The organism is Arachidicoccus sp. BS20 (genome assembly GCF_001659705.1).
In the GTDB taxonomy this organism is placed as follows: domain Bacteria; phylum Bacteroidota; class Bacteroidia; order Chitinophagales; family Chitinophagaceae; genus Arachidicoccus.
Genome location: NZ_CP015971.1, coordinates 1,313,246 through 1,329,474, shown reverse-complemented (window position 1 = coordinate 1,329,474; position 16,229 = coordinate 1,313,246). Strand labels below are relative to the sequence as shown.

Annotated in this window: 15 protein-coding genes; 9 read left to right on the top strand and 6 right to left on the bottom strand. The window is 38.1% G+C overall.

Annotated elements, in window-relative coordinates; genetic code table 11:
* The first annotated feature begins 88 nt into the window (after positions 1-88).
* The 5 genes from A9P82_RS05900 to rfbA all read left to right on the top strand — a co-directional run bounded on the left by A9P82_RS05900 (position 89) and on the right by rfbA (position 5,695).
* Positions 89-1,645, top strand: a complete 1,557-nt coding sequence (locus tag A9P82_RS05900; protein WP_066205324.1) for an MATE family efflux transporter — start codon at positions 89-91, stop codon at positions 1,643-1,645.
* A gap of 142 nt (positions 1,646-1,787) precedes the next feature.
* Positions 1,788-2,687 carry a polysaccharide pyruvyl transferase family protein gene (locus A9P82_RS05895; RefSeq protein WP_066205321.1) on the top strand — a complete coding sequence of 300 codons (900 nt, stop codon included), beginning with the start codon at positions 1,788-1,790 and terminating at the stop codon, positions 2,685-2,687.
* Positions 2,688-3,041: 354 nt separating this feature from the next.
* Positions 3,042-4,100: a dTDP-glucose 4,6-dehydratase gene (rfbB, locus tag A9P82_RS05890; RefSeq protein WP_066205318.1), complete on the top strand. Its 1,059-nt coding sequence runs from the start codon at positions 3,042-3,044 to the stop codon at positions 4,098-4,100.
* Entirely contained in the window at positions 4,100-4,630 is a 531-nt protein-coding gene (gene rfbC, locus A9P82_RS05885) for a dTDP-4-dehydrorhamnose 3,5-epimerase (RefSeq protein WP_066205315.1), read from the top strand. The genes rfbB and rfbC overlap by 1 nt, the downstream gene beginning before the upstream one ends.
* Positions 4,631-4,840: 210 nt before the next feature.
* The gene (gene rfbA / locus A9P82_RS05880) at positions 4,841-5,695 is read left to right on the top strand and encodes a glucose-1-phosphate thymidylyltransferase RfbA (RefSeq protein WP_066205313.1); all 855 of its coding nucleotides are present in this window, start codon (positions 4,841-4,843) and stop codon (positions 5,693-5,695) included.
* 295 nt (positions 5,696-5,990) lie between these two features.
* Here the strand turns inward: rfbA and A9P82_RS05875 are convergent, their stop codons facing one another.
* On the bottom strand, positions 5,991-7,061 hold the full coding sequence (locus tag A9P82_RS05875; RefSeq protein ID WP_066205311.1) for an NHL repeat-containing protein: 1,071 nt from the start codon (positions 7,059-7,061) through the stop codon (positions 5,991-5,993).
* 70 nt (positions 7,062-7,131) lie between these two features.
* Here A9P82_RS05875 and A9P82_RS05870 point away from each other — a divergent pair, with 70 nt between their 5' ends.
* Entirely contained in the window at positions 7,132-7,791 is a 660-nt protein-coding gene (locus A9P82_RS05870; RefSeq protein ID WP_066205307.1) for a hypothetical protein, read from the top strand.
* Between the two features lie 106 nt (positions 7,792-7,897).
* Here the strand turns inward: A9P82_RS05870 and A9P82_RS05865 are convergent, their stop codons facing one another.
* Together A9P82_RS05865 and A9P82_RS05860 are read right to left on the bottom strand one after the other, a co-directional pair.
* Complete coding sequence (locus A9P82_RS05865; RefSeq protein WP_066205305.1) at positions 7,898-8,281, bottom strand: helix-turn-helix domain-containing protein; 384 nt, start codon at positions 8,279-8,281, stop codon at positions 7,898-7,900.
* A 298-nt stretch (positions 8,282-8,579) separates the two neighbouring features.
* Complete coding sequence (locus A9P82_RS05860; RefSeq protein WP_156522613.1) at positions 8,580-8,846, bottom strand: hypothetical protein; 267 nt, start codon at positions 8,844-8,846, stop codon at positions 8,580-8,582.
* A 371-nt stretch (positions 8,847-9,217) separates the two neighbouring features.
* Here A9P82_RS05860 and A9P82_RS05850 point away from each other — a divergent pair, with 371 nt between their 5' ends.
* From A9P82_RS05850 to A9P82_RS05840, 3 genes are read left to right on the top strand one after another with little or no spacing between them, the layout of a single operon-like run.
* The gene (locus A9P82_RS05850; RefSeq protein ID WP_066205297.1) at positions 9,218-9,835 is read left to right on the top strand and encodes a TlpA family protein disulfide reductase; all 618 of its coding nucleotides are present in this window, start codon (positions 9,218-9,220) and stop codon (positions 9,833-9,835) included.
* 6 nt (positions 9,836-9,841) lie between these two features.
* Complete coding sequence (locus A9P82_RS05845) at positions 9,842-13,066, top strand: SusC/RagA family TonB-linked outer membrane protein (RefSeq protein ID WP_066205294.1); 3,225 nt, start codon at positions 9,842-9,844, stop codon at positions 13,064-13,066.
* Between the two features lie 17 nt (positions 13,067-13,083).
* Positions 13,084-14,484, top strand: coding sequence for a RagB/SusD family nutrient uptake outer membrane protein (locus A9P82_RS05840; RefSeq protein WP_066205291.1), 1,401 nt, complete (start codon positions 13,084-13,086; stop codon positions 14,482-14,484).
* Between the two features lie 129 nt (positions 14,485-14,613).
* Here the strand turns inward: A9P82_RS05840 and A9P82_RS05835 are convergent, their stop codons facing one another.
* The 3 genes from A9P82_RS05835 to A9P82_RS15845 form a co-directional block, all read right to left on the bottom strand.
* The gene (locus A9P82_RS05835; RefSeq protein ID WP_066205288.1) at positions 14,614-15,015 is read right to left on the bottom strand and encodes a hypothetical protein; all 402 of its coding nucleotides are present in this window, start codon (positions 15,013-15,015) and stop codon (positions 14,614-14,616) included.
* Between the two features lie 130 nt (positions 15,016-15,145).
* Positions 15,146-15,292: a hypothetical protein gene (locus A9P82_RS15850; RefSeq protein WP_156522612.1), complete on the bottom strand. Its 147-nt coding sequence runs from the start codon at positions 15,290-15,292 to the stop codon at positions 15,146-15,148.
* Complete coding sequence (locus tag A9P82_RS15845; protein ID WP_369815750.1) at positions 15,289-15,678, bottom strand: MauE/DoxX family redox-associated membrane protein; 390 nt, start codon at positions 15,676-15,678, stop codon at positions 15,289-15,291. Before A9P82_RS15845 ends, A9P82_RS15850 begins: the two co-directional genes overlap by 4 nt.
* Positions 15,679-16,229 lie beyond the last annotated feature (551 nt).

Below are 16,229 nucleotides of genomic sequence, written 5' to 3'. Positions count from 1 at the left end.
TTTCCCTTAATCTTTCTACTATACTTTAGTTAACATATTAAAATAATTGCGGAAAAGAAAATAATTTCATTTGGACATCAAATAAAATATGAAAGCAGCAAATAAAGTAATGATGAATACAAGCATTCTTTACGGAAGAATGCTTGTCACTATGATTATAACATTTTTCTCTGTCCGTATTATATTGCAGGCATTGGGAAGTAGTGATTATGGTATATATAGCCTTACGGCAGGAGTAATCGCTATGCTTTCATTTTTAAATACTGCCATGTCAACTACAACCCAACGGTATTTGTCATTCTATCAAGGCAAAAAAGATAAGCAGATGCAAGCGAAAGTTTTTACGAATAGTTTATGTTTACACATTGCCTTAGGTCTTTTTATAGTAATAGCACTTGAATTATTGGGAATGTTTTTGTTTAAGGGTTTTTTGAAGATTCCTTTGACTAGAATATATGCTGCTAAAATCATATATCACTTAATGGCTGCAACAGTATTTTTTTCCATTGTGTCGGTTCCTTTCATTGGTCTCCTTACTGCTCATGAAAATATGGTAACGGTTGCTATCGTAAACATTTTTCAGTCGGTAGCAAAGTTAGGTGTTGCCTTATTCTTACTAAAAACGGGATTTGATAAGTTAATCGTATATGGAATATTAATAGAGGTTGTGAGTATTCTTTGTCTGCTCATATATGCAGTATATTGTTTTAGGAAATACGAAGATTGTACACTAAACCAATTTTTCAAGCCAGATATACAATTAATTAAAGAACTAAGTTCATTTGCAGGATGGAACTTATTTGGAGTTTTATGCAGATTAGGGCGAATACAAGGTGTAGCTGTAATATTAAATATTTTTTTTGGTGCAATAATCAATGCTGCCTATGGAATTGCCAATCAAATATTATCTCAATTCAATTTTTTTTCAGCGACCTTACTAAGAGCTATTAATCCTCAAATAATGAAAAGTGAAGGATTGAACGATAGAAAAAGAATGTTCAGATTATCTATGATTGCCAGTAAATTTTGTTTCTTTTTGTTATCGTTAATTGCTGTTCCATGTATCTTCGAAATGAATACCTTATTAGCAATATGGTTAAAAAAGGTACCACCTGATACTGTTTTATTTTGTTGTTGGATTTTAGTTTATACCTTAATAAATCAGTTAACTATTGGGCTCCAATCAGCCATACAAGCCACAGGAAAAATTAAAATATATCAGGCAGTAGTTGGCGGAACACTGCTACTCAATTTACCGATTGCTTATCTTATTTTATATTGTGGACTTCCTGCATATTCTGTAATAATTAGTTTTAGCTGTATTGAAATTATTGGTTGTTGTTTAAGAATTTATCTTTTATATAAACTTGTTGGAATGTCTGCTAAAGAATATCTAAACAGAGTAATCATAAAAGAAGTTATTCCCTTTACGCTTAGTGTTATGTTTTGCTATTTCTTTACCTCTTTTTTTCATTTTAAATTTAGATTCATTTTAACTGGTATCTTTTCCGCTATTCTATTTTCGTTGTCTTTTTATTGTTTTAGCTTATATACCGATGAGAAAATTATAATAAACACTTTTATTAACAAGTTCTTAAAGAAAATAAGCTTGAGTAGACTTCCAGCCAAATTTTTAAAAGAATAAAAAACAAGTAGTCGAAGAGACCACTCTCCAATAAAGAGATATAGACTTTTATTTAATAAATTTGAGATACTAAAAGTAATAGATAAAAATATATGCGTTTACGATAGTTTTCAAATTTGAAATTATTCTTAAAAAATATTTTATGGAACTTCTTTATTTTAAATCTAAAAAAGGAAATTTTGGCGATGATTTAAATCCATGGTTATGGCCACAACTATTTGATATGAAAGCTAAAGAGAAGGAAGCAAAATTCTTAGGTATTGGCTCTATTTTGCATAATGGGAATCCGGATTTGATAAAGTATGCTCAATATAAAAAAATTGTATTTGGGACTGGTATTCGACCTAATAAAGATTATTCTAAGTTTGCCATCGATGCTACTTATGATATTCGCTATTTAAGAGGACCTCAGTCTTCAAAAATGCTAAATGACAAATACAAGTATATCGCAGACGCTGCATATTGTATAAGAATATTGCAAGATTTTGATTCTAAATTTTGCAATACGCCTAAAAAATACCAATTAAGTTTAATGCCATATTTTCACTCGATTGAATTTTTTGACTGGGAAAAGCTTTGTAAATCGATAGGTGCGCATTATATTTCCCCATTATCTGAAAATGGAGTCGAAGCAACATTACGTGAAATAGCCCAATCACAATTTTTAATAACAGAAGCCATGCATGGTGCAATATTAGCAGACATATTAAGAGTACCTTGGCATAGATTTGTTCTTTCTACTCCTTACACGGAAGGTGCGCGCATTTCTGAATTTAAGTGGACGGATTGGCAAGAATCAATATATGAAACTAATAACGAAATTTCTTATATTGAATTTTATAATAATAAAATCTCTACTAGTAATTTGGTTAATTCATTATTAAAAAAGAAAAAAGTTTTTATTCAGATGACGAACCTACAAAAAGTAGAGGATAGCATATTGGATAAATTGAGTAAAAAAATTAATTACTCATTATCATCTGACGATACTTTAAAAAGAATTGACTCAATGCTAGAAGAAGAAATAAATAAGTTTCATTAGAGTTACAAACACTATTAGATGAACATTCGGAATTAAGAATTGGAGTAAGCTCGCATAAATAAATGGAAGAAACTTTTAGTTGGAAATGGTTATACATTTCTGTATATTGTCTGTGTAAATCGATGGAAGTGAGTTGAAAGCTTTTGAGGGACAAAAGAGAATTTTGAGGGCAGAAACATTTTTATTTCATAAGTGAAAAAATGCTTGTATTTTTACCCAAGCAAAACAAAACTCTTTGAGGATGTGCAGTAACATCTACTGACATACTATATCCCTGATAAAATATTTGGATAATTATATGCATCTGTGGAGATTCTTTGTTTTCTTTGTCAAAGAGCCTAAATTCATTTATCAATGTCATCAAAAACCATCATCATTACAGGCGGTGCGGGCTTTATCGGTTCGCACGTTGTTCGCCGGTTTGTAAACAATTACCCCGATTATCAAATCATTAATTTAGACAAATTAACCTACGCAGGCAATCTCGAAAACCTCAGAGATATTGAACACAAGCCCAACTATACATTTGTCAAAGGCGATATTGTAGATGCTGCATTCATCAACGGATTATTTGCAGCGGAAAAGCCCGATGCAATTATTCATCTTGCGGCGGAAAGCCACGTGGACAGAAGCATTACCAATCCTACGGAGTTTGTAATGACCAATGTGGTCGGAACTGTAAACTTATTAAACGCTGCGCGCGAAGCGTGGAAAGATGATTATTCAAAATATCGTTTTTACCATGTTTCGACCGACGAAGTTTACGGCGCGCTCGGCGAAACAGGTATGTTTACCGAAGCAACCAAGTACGACCCGCACAGTCCGTATTCCGCGTCCAAAGCAAGTTCCGACCATTTCGTAAGAGCGTATCATGATACCTATAAAATGGATTGCGTTATCTCCAATTGCAGCAATAATTACGGCGCCAATCATTTCCCGGAAAAGTTGATTCCGCTTTCTATCAACAATATTAAAAACAACAAGCCGATTCCGATTTACGGCAAAGGCGAAAACGTGCGCGACTGGCTTTGGGTGGAAGACCATGCAAGAGCGATTGACGTGATTTTTCACAATGCAAAAGCAGGCGATACATACAACATCGGCGGACATAATGAATGGAAGAATATTGATTTGATTCGTTTGCTTTGCAAAATCATGGACAAAAAATTGGGCAGGGAAGAAGGAACATCGGAAAAACTCATCACGTATGTTACCGACCGTGCGGGACACGATTTACGCTATGCCATTGATTCTGCAAAGCTGCAAAAGGAATTGGGCTGGACGCCGAGCTTGCAGTTTGAAGAAGGGTTGGAAAAAACCGTCGATTGGTATTTGCAAAACGAAGAATGGCTGGAAAATGTAACCAGTGGCGAGTATATGAAATATTACGAAAATCAATACGCGACAAGATAATGCACATAGAAGAAACTAAACTCAAAGGGTGTTTTTTGCTTCAACCGAAAGTGTTTAAAGACGACAGAGGTTATTTTTTTGAGAGCTTTAATCAGAAGGTTTTTGAAGAAGCCACGGGCAGTACAAATATTTTTGTTCAGGACAATCAATCATTTTCCACTTACGGAACGATACGCGGTTTGCATTTTCAGCAAGGAGAATTTGCACAGGCGAAACTGGTACGTGTCATCCAGGGAAAAGTATTGGACGTTGCCGTTGATTTGCGTAAAGATTCTCCGACTTACGGAGAGTGGGTTTCCGCAGAACTGACGGATGAAAACAATTTGCAGTTATACATTCCACGGGGTTTTGCGCATGGTTTTTCGGTACTGAGTGAAACAGCAATATTTTCTTACAAGTGTGATAATTATTACAACAAAGCATCCGAAGGCGGCTTGCGCTTTGACGATGCTACGTTGAATATCGATTGGAAAATCCCATTGGACAAAGTGGTGGTTTCGGAGAAAGATAAAGTGTTGCCGACATTATAGTTTTAAGACTTATAATATTGAACAATTTTTGAAAATCGGAACACGCTTGAGCGTCATGCCGAACTTGTTTCGGCATCTCAAAAAACAATTGCCAAGAGATTCCCGCCTTCGCGGGAATGACGGCTAAGGTGTTCATTAATTTACAATTGTTATCAGTATTAAAAGTCAAATGGTTCAATTAAAATTGAATAGAAAATATAAACAAAAAATATGAAAGGAATTATTCTCGCAGGCGGTTCAGGAACAAGATTGTACCCGATTACTTTGGGCATCAGCAAACAACTCATGCCGATTTACGATAAGCCGATGATTTATTACCCATTAACCGTGTTGATGATGGCAAACATCAATGAAATACTCATTATCACAACACGGGAAGACCAACCGGGATTCATTCGTTTGCTTGGCGACGGAAGCCAGTGGGGTTGCCGGTTTGAATATATTATCCAGGAAGTTCCGAACGGACTGGCGCAGGCTTTTGTCTTAGGCGAAAAGTTTATCGGGAATGATAAAGTTGCTTTAGTGCTTGGCGATAATATTTTTTACGGAAACGGTTTTTCAAAATTGTTGCAGAGCAATAACGACCCCGATGGCGGTGTTGTATTTGCTTACCAGGTAAACGACCCGGAAAGATACGGCGTGGTGGCATTTGATGAAAACTTTAATGCTTTGTCGATTGAGGAAAAGCCGAAACAGCCTAAGTCCAATTATGCAGTTCCGGGATTGTACTTTTATGACAACAGCGTGGTGGAAGTTGCCAAGAACATCCAACCTTCGCCGCGCGGGGAATATGAAATTACCGATGTGAATAATTATTACCTCCAACAAGGAAAACTTAAAGTGGGTGTATTAAACCGCGGTACTGCTTGGCTGGATACCGGCACACACGATTCGCTGATGCAGGCAAGCCAGTTTGTACAGGTAATCGAAAACAGGCAAGGACTTAAAATCGGGTCGCCCGAAGAAGTCGCATTCAGAATGAAATTCATTGATAAAGAACAATTAATCAAACTTGCCGAACCTCTTAAAAAAAGCGGTTACGGGGAGTATCTTGTGGGAATCTAAATATAATTTTCATCTGTTTATTTTTTAATTGTTTTTAATGGTCAGATGGAATTGGCTGCGCCGAACTCCGTTTCGCCAAATATCAATTCTTCAAAATAATTTTATATAATAAACTCGTAGTGCATTATAAAAAGAGTTGCTCATTTGACTAAAAATTAGTACATTGTATTGATTACAGTGTGTAATTTGTGCTTCTACCGATCTCCATAAAATAAAACCCAACCCCGCAAAATCCGGTTACTTACGCCCAACTTAAAAGTTGCAGCATAAAAAAGAAGCTGACCTTTTGGGACTCTTAGGGTATTCTCATTTTTCTAATCTTGAATGACGTCCCGACGCCTTCATCAGTTTCGGAAATATATAAATATTTGCCTTTCTTTTTAATGTAGCATATATGATTAAATGAAGCATCCAACCCAACGCCATCTTTTGATAAATGAGAAATATATAATGGCAACGTATCTTTCTGTCCAGCAATTGTAGAGGTCTGCCCCGTGGCGATCGACATCCTATCTATTGTACAGTAATCAATTCGTGGTTTATAAATAACAGTATCGCCCTCACCTAATTCAAAATCCACAAAATTGTTATCATAAATATTTGTGGGATTAATCGAACCTGTTAACATATTAAGCGAATATATTCCATACGCGTTAGACAAATACACATAATTGTTATCTTGAGAAACTCGAAATCCCCTTGCTGTATTATAGGTATCAAATTCAAATGATTTTACCATTCGAAAACTGTCATCAATATTGCATATTGCTAAATTATTTTGGATAGGCATATATGCGTACCCAAGGTATCTATTGTTATGGAGAGTGTAAATAAATAATTGATTGCCGACAACTTGCGCATCGTTTATTTGATATAATAAGCCACTCGTGTCATTACGAGCCAATAAAGTATCATTATACTCATCATATTCATGATACAGATTAGGTGTATATACAACCGTGGAAACCATACCTTTTACATCTATCTTTCTTATAACTTCATAGCCTACCCAATTTAAGGCGTCAATAACATACAAGTTCCCATTTTTATCAATAGTTACTCCAACCGGATCCACGAATTTGGCAGAAAGCCTGTCCCCGTTAATATATCCTGTATCGGTGGGCGATCCCGCATAAAGCGTTACAGTCGATCCGGTAATTTTATATATTGCGCTTTTACATGTGCAAAATATATTGCCAGCACTATCAATAGCCAATCCTGTTGCAGTACCCGGCAAATCTGCAATGGTAGTTACTTTATATAAGGTCGTATCTTCTTCATTTGGGGGAGGCGGTGTAATATTCCCATTTTTATGGCAAGAAGAAAGTATTAATATTACTACAACAAATAAATATATATTTTTCATATAAGGACTATATTAGTTGCAAATTAATAATTTTCTGATAATTCCGTAGGTTTGGAGAAATAATTGCTTTATGCCTAATATCTCTCGAGGTTTTGAAGAATTAAAGATAGCTGCTAAAAAATTAAAAGATTTTTCAAAAAGTGATGTAACATACCCAGGAAGTTATCCGGATTGGGATGACTTTCTTATTCATTTGGAATTATGTTGGAAGAAAACTGAAATTGGCTTCAAAGATATCCGGAATAAATTTCAACCTTATCAAGGAATTTATACTAAAAAAAGAAAAGAAGACGAACTCCTAAGCTATTTGTATCATTCCAGAAACTATGTCGAACATAATATACATTTACCATTAACTGAAACAATAATTGATGAAAAAACTGTCATCTATACAAAATGTGTGTTTTACAACTCTCCGGTAGAGAAAGACAAAGAATTGATTGTACCTTTATTTAAGGCTAAACTCAAATTAAATGCCATACAAGACATTGGTATATATTACAATCCTCCAAAATTTTACTTGGGCAAAATACTAAATAATGGAAATGACCCGATAGATGTTGGTTTGCGAGGAATAAGTTTTTACTTTAATTTCTTAAATGATATAGATAAAAAATTCAATAATAATTCCCTAAGCCCGCATCTTGTTGAATTTTGGAGACAATTAAATATTAATGAGATACTTAAAATTAACTCAAATAATTTTTTAACAACAAAGCATCTTGAGTAGGGAACATTTAAGAATATGAAAATATTTTTTCCTCTCAATAAAAAAAGCCCTCTTTCGAGAGCAAATTCAGGATTTTAATATTCAACACGATTGATTTGTTTCTATATTATTTCTTCTTATTGGAAAGAAATTTTTCTTTTTCTTTTAATAGTCTTATTGCATCATTTTGATTTCTAATATTTTCAGCTTGTGCAGAAACTTGGTTTTCTTTTTGAGCCAGTTGATTCTTTAATACTTCTATTTCTTTTTTTAATTCAGCCAATTCATTTTTTCTAAAAGTCTTTAATGGCTCTATTTGATAGTAATAGTTAAAAAAGTCATGATTAGTCGCTTTACAAATCGACAATAAAAGTTCTGTATCAATTGTTTTTCTTTTATAAATATTTGCGACAGTTTTCTCGTGACGATTTATTAAAGCGCCGAATTGCTTTTGAGTTAACCCCTTATCTTCTGCAAATTGTTTTATCTTTTCTCCTATTATAACTGCCATTAAACAAAGTTCCAATAATGATTTATGGCAATCCTAATATAATGTATCAAATAATTATCTAAAAAGGATGAAATTATTATCTATTATTAAAAAATAATATTACTTTTGTAAAAATTGATTTTTTATAAAAAGGAAAATCAATTTAGTTTTGCGACATCTTCATGTAAAAAATATTGAAGCATATCGCTTAGAGTCTTGACTTGAAACCTGAGAATTTCAACGACGACAAGATAATAAGTGAAGATGCTCACGTCCCGGGCGTGGGTACTCTCTTATTGTTGTCGGGCTTCTCAGGGCCTCAAGTCAGTAAGTTGAGTCTCACGCCTTTCTGTTGCGGTGTAGTTGCTTGTTGCGTTTGCTCACTTACCAAAGGCTCATCCAAAACCTTGGATGTTGTATTTGCTATATATAAAACATAAGCTTTTTGTACTAAGCCATGTGCAGGCAGCCCTGCTGCATGGCATCGAATGCTTGTCAATGTGTGTCTCCATAAAAATATTATTCGCCTGCAAGCCAAAAAATCCCATATAACTTTTGGCGGGTAGCGCAGGCAATCGTTTTTCAATTCATGTACTTTCAACGCATTGCCTGCAAAGCCCGCCGTTCTTGTATTTCAGTCAAAATATTTCATCAAAAGCAAAAGGTATTCAACCAATGGCCTTAGAAAAAAAGCAAAGAATGTATGCACGCAGCCGCTTCGTTCCCGGCCTTATGAAAAAGGCGTTAAGAAAATGATGCAGCGCAGCCGTAAAAAACGGATATGTTTGAGCGTAGCGAGTTTATCCGTTTTTAGGCGAGCAAATCATTTTTAGCTTTTTTCATACAGCCTTGACCTTTTGTTTCTTTTCTGTCAAGAGAAAAGAAAGGAAAAAGGATATAATAGCCTTGAACTTTTGTCTCTTTTGCGTCAGGAAAAAAATTAAATCATTACAAAAAATGAAAACGATACTACTCGTACCGGCATTCCTGTGCCTGTACCTAAGCGCCATTGCGCAAAGCAATCGCCCATTTTACACAGGCGAGCGCGTACCGGATATTACGCTGCACCACATCATCAACTATAAAAATAGTTCTGCTGCATTATCCTCCTTCGGGCATAAATTAATTATCCTCGACTTCTGGGGCATACACTGCGGTTCATGCATCGCCATGTTTCCGTTGGAAGATTCGCTGCAAAAGGCTTTCGGTAAGAATGTACAGTTTATCCTCGTTACATCGGACAGCTTAAATAAGACCCTTGCTTTCATACAACAATGGAAACAAAAGCATCATTCGGGATTTTCCCCGCCCATTGTAACAGAAGACCACCTGTTGCGGAAATTGTTCTGGCATTACTACGTGCCGCACTATGCGTGGCTTGCACCCGACGGCAGCCTGCTGGCGCAAACGCTCGACAATTTCATCAATGCAGAGGTTATTAAAAATATGCTGCTGTCCATTCAAAAGAATGAGCAGCATCTCAAGGACGAACGCGCGCCTTCTGATGCATTCGGGTTTAAAGAGCCAACCCAAAAACAAACCAACTTATTCACTCAAATACAAAACAAAAAATAATTGCCCATGAAACAGAAATTTATAACTGTCATTCTTACCATGTTATGCCTACAATATTCGTATGCACAAAATAGTATCATCAAAGGAAAAGTAACCGGTAAAAACGGAGCCGCTATTATCGGCGCCACCATCCAAAGAGCCGACGGCAAAAACACCGCCATAAGCAGCAGCGAAGGCTTTCAGATAGCAATTCCTCAACTTCCTGAAACATTGACCATTTCTTACGTTGGATACCAAACGAAAAAAATTAAAATAACCGATGCATCGGTATTTTTAAACATCGTACTGGTGGAAGACTCGTCGCAGTTGGAAGATGTAGCCATTAATACGGGTTACCAAAAGCTGAAACCCAATGAAGTCAACGGTTCTTATGTAGTCATCGACAACAAAACGCTGAACCAACAATCAAGCCTGGATATTTTAAGCAGGCTCAACGGCGTTACCAGTAGTTTATTAGTCAATGTAGGCAAAAGCAATCCCAACCCGCAAAACGGCACAGGCATTACCATTCGAGGGTTGAGTACCATTAACGGTCCGCTCGACCCGTTGATTGTCGTGGACAATTTTATTTTCAGCGGGGATATTTCTACCATCAATCCCAATGATGTGGAAAGTGTTACGGTACTCAAAGATGCGGCAGCAACAAGTATATGGGGCGCAAGAGCGGGCAACGGTGTGATTGTCATTACGACTAAGAAAGGGAATTTCAACCAAAAGACAAAGATTGACTTTAACAGCAATATTACTTTTACGGGCAAGCCGGATTTATTTTACCGGCCGCAGATTTCATCTTCGGATTACATCGACATGGAACAGTTCCTGTACAATCAGGGTTTTTACAACAGCTTGCTTACCAACAAAGGGCAGCCTGCCATTCCGCCTGCCGTATTGGTATTTCAGGAGAAACAGAACGGCTTGATTTCCGCAGAAGATTCGGCAGCACAAATTAATGCCATGAAGCAAAACGACAACCGTTCCCAATACATGAAGTACTACGAACGCGAAGGAGTAACACAACAGTATGCACTCAACCTGCGTGGCGGCAGCAATAATATTGCATGGCTGGTCTCCGGCGACTATGATAAAAGCATCGGCAATCAGAAAAACGAATACAACCGTATGAACCTGCGTTTTGAGAATACCTATCGTCCCATAAAAAATATGAGCATTAACGCAGGCGTGTATTATACCTATACCACGAGTAAAGACGGGCTTCCGTCATACAGCAATGTTACTACGCTCAATGGCAATCTCTATGTCCCGTACTTGAATATTGCGGGACCCAATGGCGAATCTATAGCTGTTCCCTACAGGTATAATACCAATTATATCGACACGGCAGGCGCAGGCAAATTATTGGATTGGAATTATTATCCGTTGGATGATTACAAGCACAATGTTTCCAAGACCAATGTAGAAGAATTGACGGCGCACATCGGTTTGGATTACCACATCGTCAAGGGCTTAAACGTATCACTGCTGTATCAGTATCAAAGGCAAAATACTATGTCAAATTCTGTTGCGGATACCGCAAGTTATTATACCCGGGATCTTATCAACACATACAGCCAGTTAAACAGGGCAACCGGCGTGGTCAAATATATCATTCCGCTGGGCGGCATACTAAGTAAAAGCTATGCATCGCTATACGCGTATAACTTTCGCGGGCAGTTGAGCTTTGACAGGACATTCAACGGCAAACACCGCATCAATGCCATTGCAGGTATGGAAGTCCGCAACGAGTGGACGCAGGATGCCAGCGGGGAAACGTTTTATAACTATAACGCAGACCCTACCACATTTACATCCTCGCTTGATTTTTCCGGCACCTATCCCAATTTTATCACAGGCGCTAATTCCCATTTGCCGAGCGGGGCATCCCTGCTACCGGAAACGGATAACCGCTTTGTGTCGTTTTTTTCCAATGCTTCTTATACATACAAAGACCGGTATATTTTATCGGGCAGCGTGCGCCGGGACGGCGCAAATGTTTTCGGTGCCAATACCAATGACAGGTGGAAGCCGCTTTGGTCTGCGGGTTTGGGCTGGGAAATTTCCAAAGAAAAATTTTATCGCAGCAATTGGCTGCCTTACCTCAGATTCTCGGCTACCTACGGCGTAAGCGGCAATGTAGATTTGTCGAAAACGGCGCTGCCCATTGGTGGAACAGGCGTAAATAAGCAAACGGGATTTGTTATCGAAAAAATAAGTTCCATCAACAATCCCGATTTGAGTTGGGAACGTTCCTATCAAACCAATTTCAGAGTTGATTTTGCATCGGCAAAAAATATCGTTAGGGGCTCTTTGGAATATTACCGTAAAAGAGGTACAAACCTCTATGCGCAAACGCCGTACGATTATACGGCGTGGGGATTAAACGAAACGATTACGGCAAACGTTGCAGACATGAAAGGTCAGGGGGTAGATGTGGTGTTACATTCCGAAAATCTCGATAGGAAGCTCAAATGGTCAACAGACTTTCTGTTTAATTATAACAGGGCTATAACCACTGAATATTACGGGAATGCTGCCACCAATATTGCCAAATTTATTGGGCATGGCAACATTATTCAGCCCATCATCGGCAAGCCCTTATACGGTATCGCGGCATACAAATGGGGTGGTCTGGACGCACAAGGCAATCCACGCGGTTATCTGGACGATACGCTAAGTGAAGATTATACAGCAATAATACATTCAACCTTACAGGATACGCTCAACAGGGGCAGTTATAAATATATCGGCTCTGCAAGCCCGGATTATTTCGGTTCAATCATGAACACTTTTGCTTTTAAGGGATTTGAACTGTCGTTCAATATCATTTACAAATTTCACTATTATTTGTTCAAGCCTTCAATATCCTATACAGCACTTGTTAATAATGGAATTGCGAACATAGATTACAACAAGCGCTGGCAGCAGCCGGGCGATGAGCATAAAACTAATGTACCTTCTTTTGTATATCCGCTCAATTCTAACCGTGAAGCTTTTTATACAGGCTCGGAAGTTAATGTAATTAAAGCCGACCACATTCGGTTACAGTTTGTGAACCTGTCTTATTCCTTTGCACTACATAATCCACGACTACCATTCAGGAACATCAATCTGTATGTCAATGCTGCTAATCTCGGTATTCTATGGCGGGCAAACAAAGACCATATCGACCCGGATGCTATTGGCGGTGCACCGAATCCCAAAGTGTATACGGTAGGGTTAAGAACAAATTTTTAATACAAAAAAAATATGCAATGAAACGATTATTTAAAAACAATACCTTCGTCTTATATGCTATCCTGCCGTTGATAGCGTGCTTTTTATTTTCCTGTAAAAAATTTCTGGACAAAAAACCGAACAGCAAGCTCGTTGTACCGGCAACGCTTGTTGATGCACAAGCCCTGCTTGACGATGCAACAATTATGAACCAGCAACGGACGTCCTCATTTGGAGAAGCATCATCTGATGAATACTTCCTGAAACAATCGGATTATAACGCTCTGTCATCGGTAAGCGCCATCGATCTCAATGAATACATTTGGTCATTCTATCCGGTAGATGGGATAAATAATGACTGGGCATACGGTTATCAGCCGGTATATAATGCAAACCTGGCTTTGGACTTATTAAAGGACATCGCTAAAACTTCATCAAACAGCGATGCATGGAATAATGTTAAAGGTTCAGCTTTGTTTTTTCGCAGCTACAATTTCTTGTGGCTGCTGTGGGATTATGCAAAGGCTTACGACAGCACAACAGCCGACAAAGATTTGGGGATTGCGTTACGGCTGACTTCCGATTTTAATATACCTTCAGTAAGGGCTTCTAACCGGCAATGTTATGAACAGGTAATTGCCGATGCAAAAGCGGCGATACCGCTTCTGCCGGATTACCCGCAACACGTTTTCCGTCCCTCTAAAGGTGCTGCTTACGGGCTTTTAGCTCGTTGTTATTTATCCATGAGAGATTATAAGGATGCACTGCTGTATGCCGATTCTTGTTTACAGTTAAACAATCAGTTAATGGACTATAATTCTAATGAAGACCTTAATGGAAGCATATCCGCAAGCTATCCTTTTACACAGTTTAATAAGGAAACCGTATTTTATACGGAAATGAATCTTTGTTACAGCGATTTATATCATACTGCTATTCACGCAAGAATGGATACTATATTGTATCAATCTTACGAAGAAAATGATTTAAGGAAGCTGGCGTATTATTCCAAATCTTCGGACGGGTATTATTCATTTAAGGGAAGTTATGGGGGTAGTGTTTATTTTTTCTCAGGTATTGCTACCGATGAAATGTACCTTACACGAGCAGAATGTTTTGTTAGGATAGGGCAAAAAGAAAAAGCAACAGACGATGTAACTGCACTTATGAGCAAAAGATATGCAGCAGGCACTTATACACTTGCCGCAGGTATAACTCCCGGTGCATTGCTTGATACCATTTTGGACGCGAGAAAAAAAGAGCTGGTCATGCGTGGTATGAGATGGATGGATATTAAAAGGCTGAATAAGGAAAGTAGGAATATAATTTTACAAAGAGTGGAAAATGGGCAGACCTACACGTTACAGCCCAATGCTGACTATTATGCGTTGCCGCTTCCACAAAGCTTGATTGATATTACAAAAATGCCGCAAAATTAGAAGAGGCTGAAAAGGGATGTAAGTTGATTTCGAGGATAGATTACATTGTAATCCTCGGTGCATTAGGATAAAAGAGGGTGCCTAAAAATTAAGGCACCCTCGCTCTAAAACAATAACCGGATTATTGTTTTAATTTGCCTGATTGGAAATAACGGCTCCGTCTTCATCGGCTGAAGTAGAAGTAACCTTAGCTACTCCGTCCGCTTCCGAAGCGGTAATGTTGAAAGTGGAATCCAGAGTAGGATTTGTTGTTCCCTCGCCATCCACATAACCCATGCCGCCCGGCAATTCAATGCTGCACGCTTTAGTGTTGCCTAAACACGGTGCAGGCGCTGCGTTATAATGCCAGTTCGCTAAATCCTGAACGGCATCGGCGGAATAATCTGTTCCACCGGGAGGTGCATATTCAAATGTGTATGTATCATCCACACCTTTTGGATGATGTGCCTGCTTAAAAGCGCTGGTGGTAAATGCCAGCACTACGCCCATTGCCATCGCAGCAAAAGGGGCGATTTTCTTTAACTGTGTCATGTTTATAAAATTTAAAAGTGAACAAAAAATGCCATGCACTCGATTTTAAGTGTCGCAACGGCGGTTAAACAATAAGACCTGCTTCTTGTCAGGCGTTAGGTCGTTTGCCTGTTTATTCGCGAATAATATTTTAAACACTTTGCTCGTCATGCTGAAGTTGTTTCAGCATCAGATGCCGTGGTTCGTGGGGACACGAACCATAAATAAGCAGTTGGTCGTGATGTGCCTGCTGTTCCCTCCGCTGTTCGGGATTTGCAATCCCGAACCTGCTGTTCACGATTTGCAACCGCGAACCCGCCCATGCAGGTACAACCCTGTGAAGCTGCAGGTCATAAACACAATATTAAACACAAGATGTACTCCCCAGGGCATCAGTCCGATAACGCCTGCACAAGGGCAGGGAATATGCCCGAATACTCGTGCCATAGCAAGGATGATATACAACGTAAACAAGAACATCAATATACAAGACAGCATCAAGCCCTTCCGTACAGTTGTACTATATAACAGCATCGCTGCTGTTACAATCTCTGTAAAAGGCAATACCATGGATATCGGTACGATTGACCATTCCGGAAACGGCTGTTTTCTCAATGCTGTAAGAAATACGCCATAAGCCGTCAGCTTGCTAAGCGCCGCGTATGCCCAAAGGGTAATAAGCATTCTGATGATGATATTCATAATATTTATCTTTCGCATGACCTGTTATTTAATTTTGTCATTCACAATTTTTTCGCCCTGCTATAGCTCCTCCCTGCTCCCGCTGTTCGTGATTTGCAATCCCGAACCCGTAAACACCATCACAGTTGAAACAAAAACAATCCGCTCTGCTGTGGCTACGTTCCCGGCCTTATGGAATGAACGTTAAAAAAACAAATGAAATGAGCCGTAAAAATCAAATTCCGTTCAAGCGAAGCGCGTTTATTTGATTTTAGGCGAATGAATTTGTTTTTAGTTTATTCCATACAGGCTTGACCTTTTATTTCTTTTCTGTCAAGAGAAAAGAAAACATATAAAACCCCTTGAAAAAAGAAAGGAAAAAGGATATCATTTTTACCTTTTTTTCGCTCTGGTCAATTATTAATTATTAATTACTAATTATTAATTATCAATTAATCTCCGTGTACAAAGCTATAAGCGTATTTTCGGCAGGTAGTGGCAAATTTGATTTTTTTTCGACCGGCAAAAATTTCACGAAAAATCGCCCGGAACAT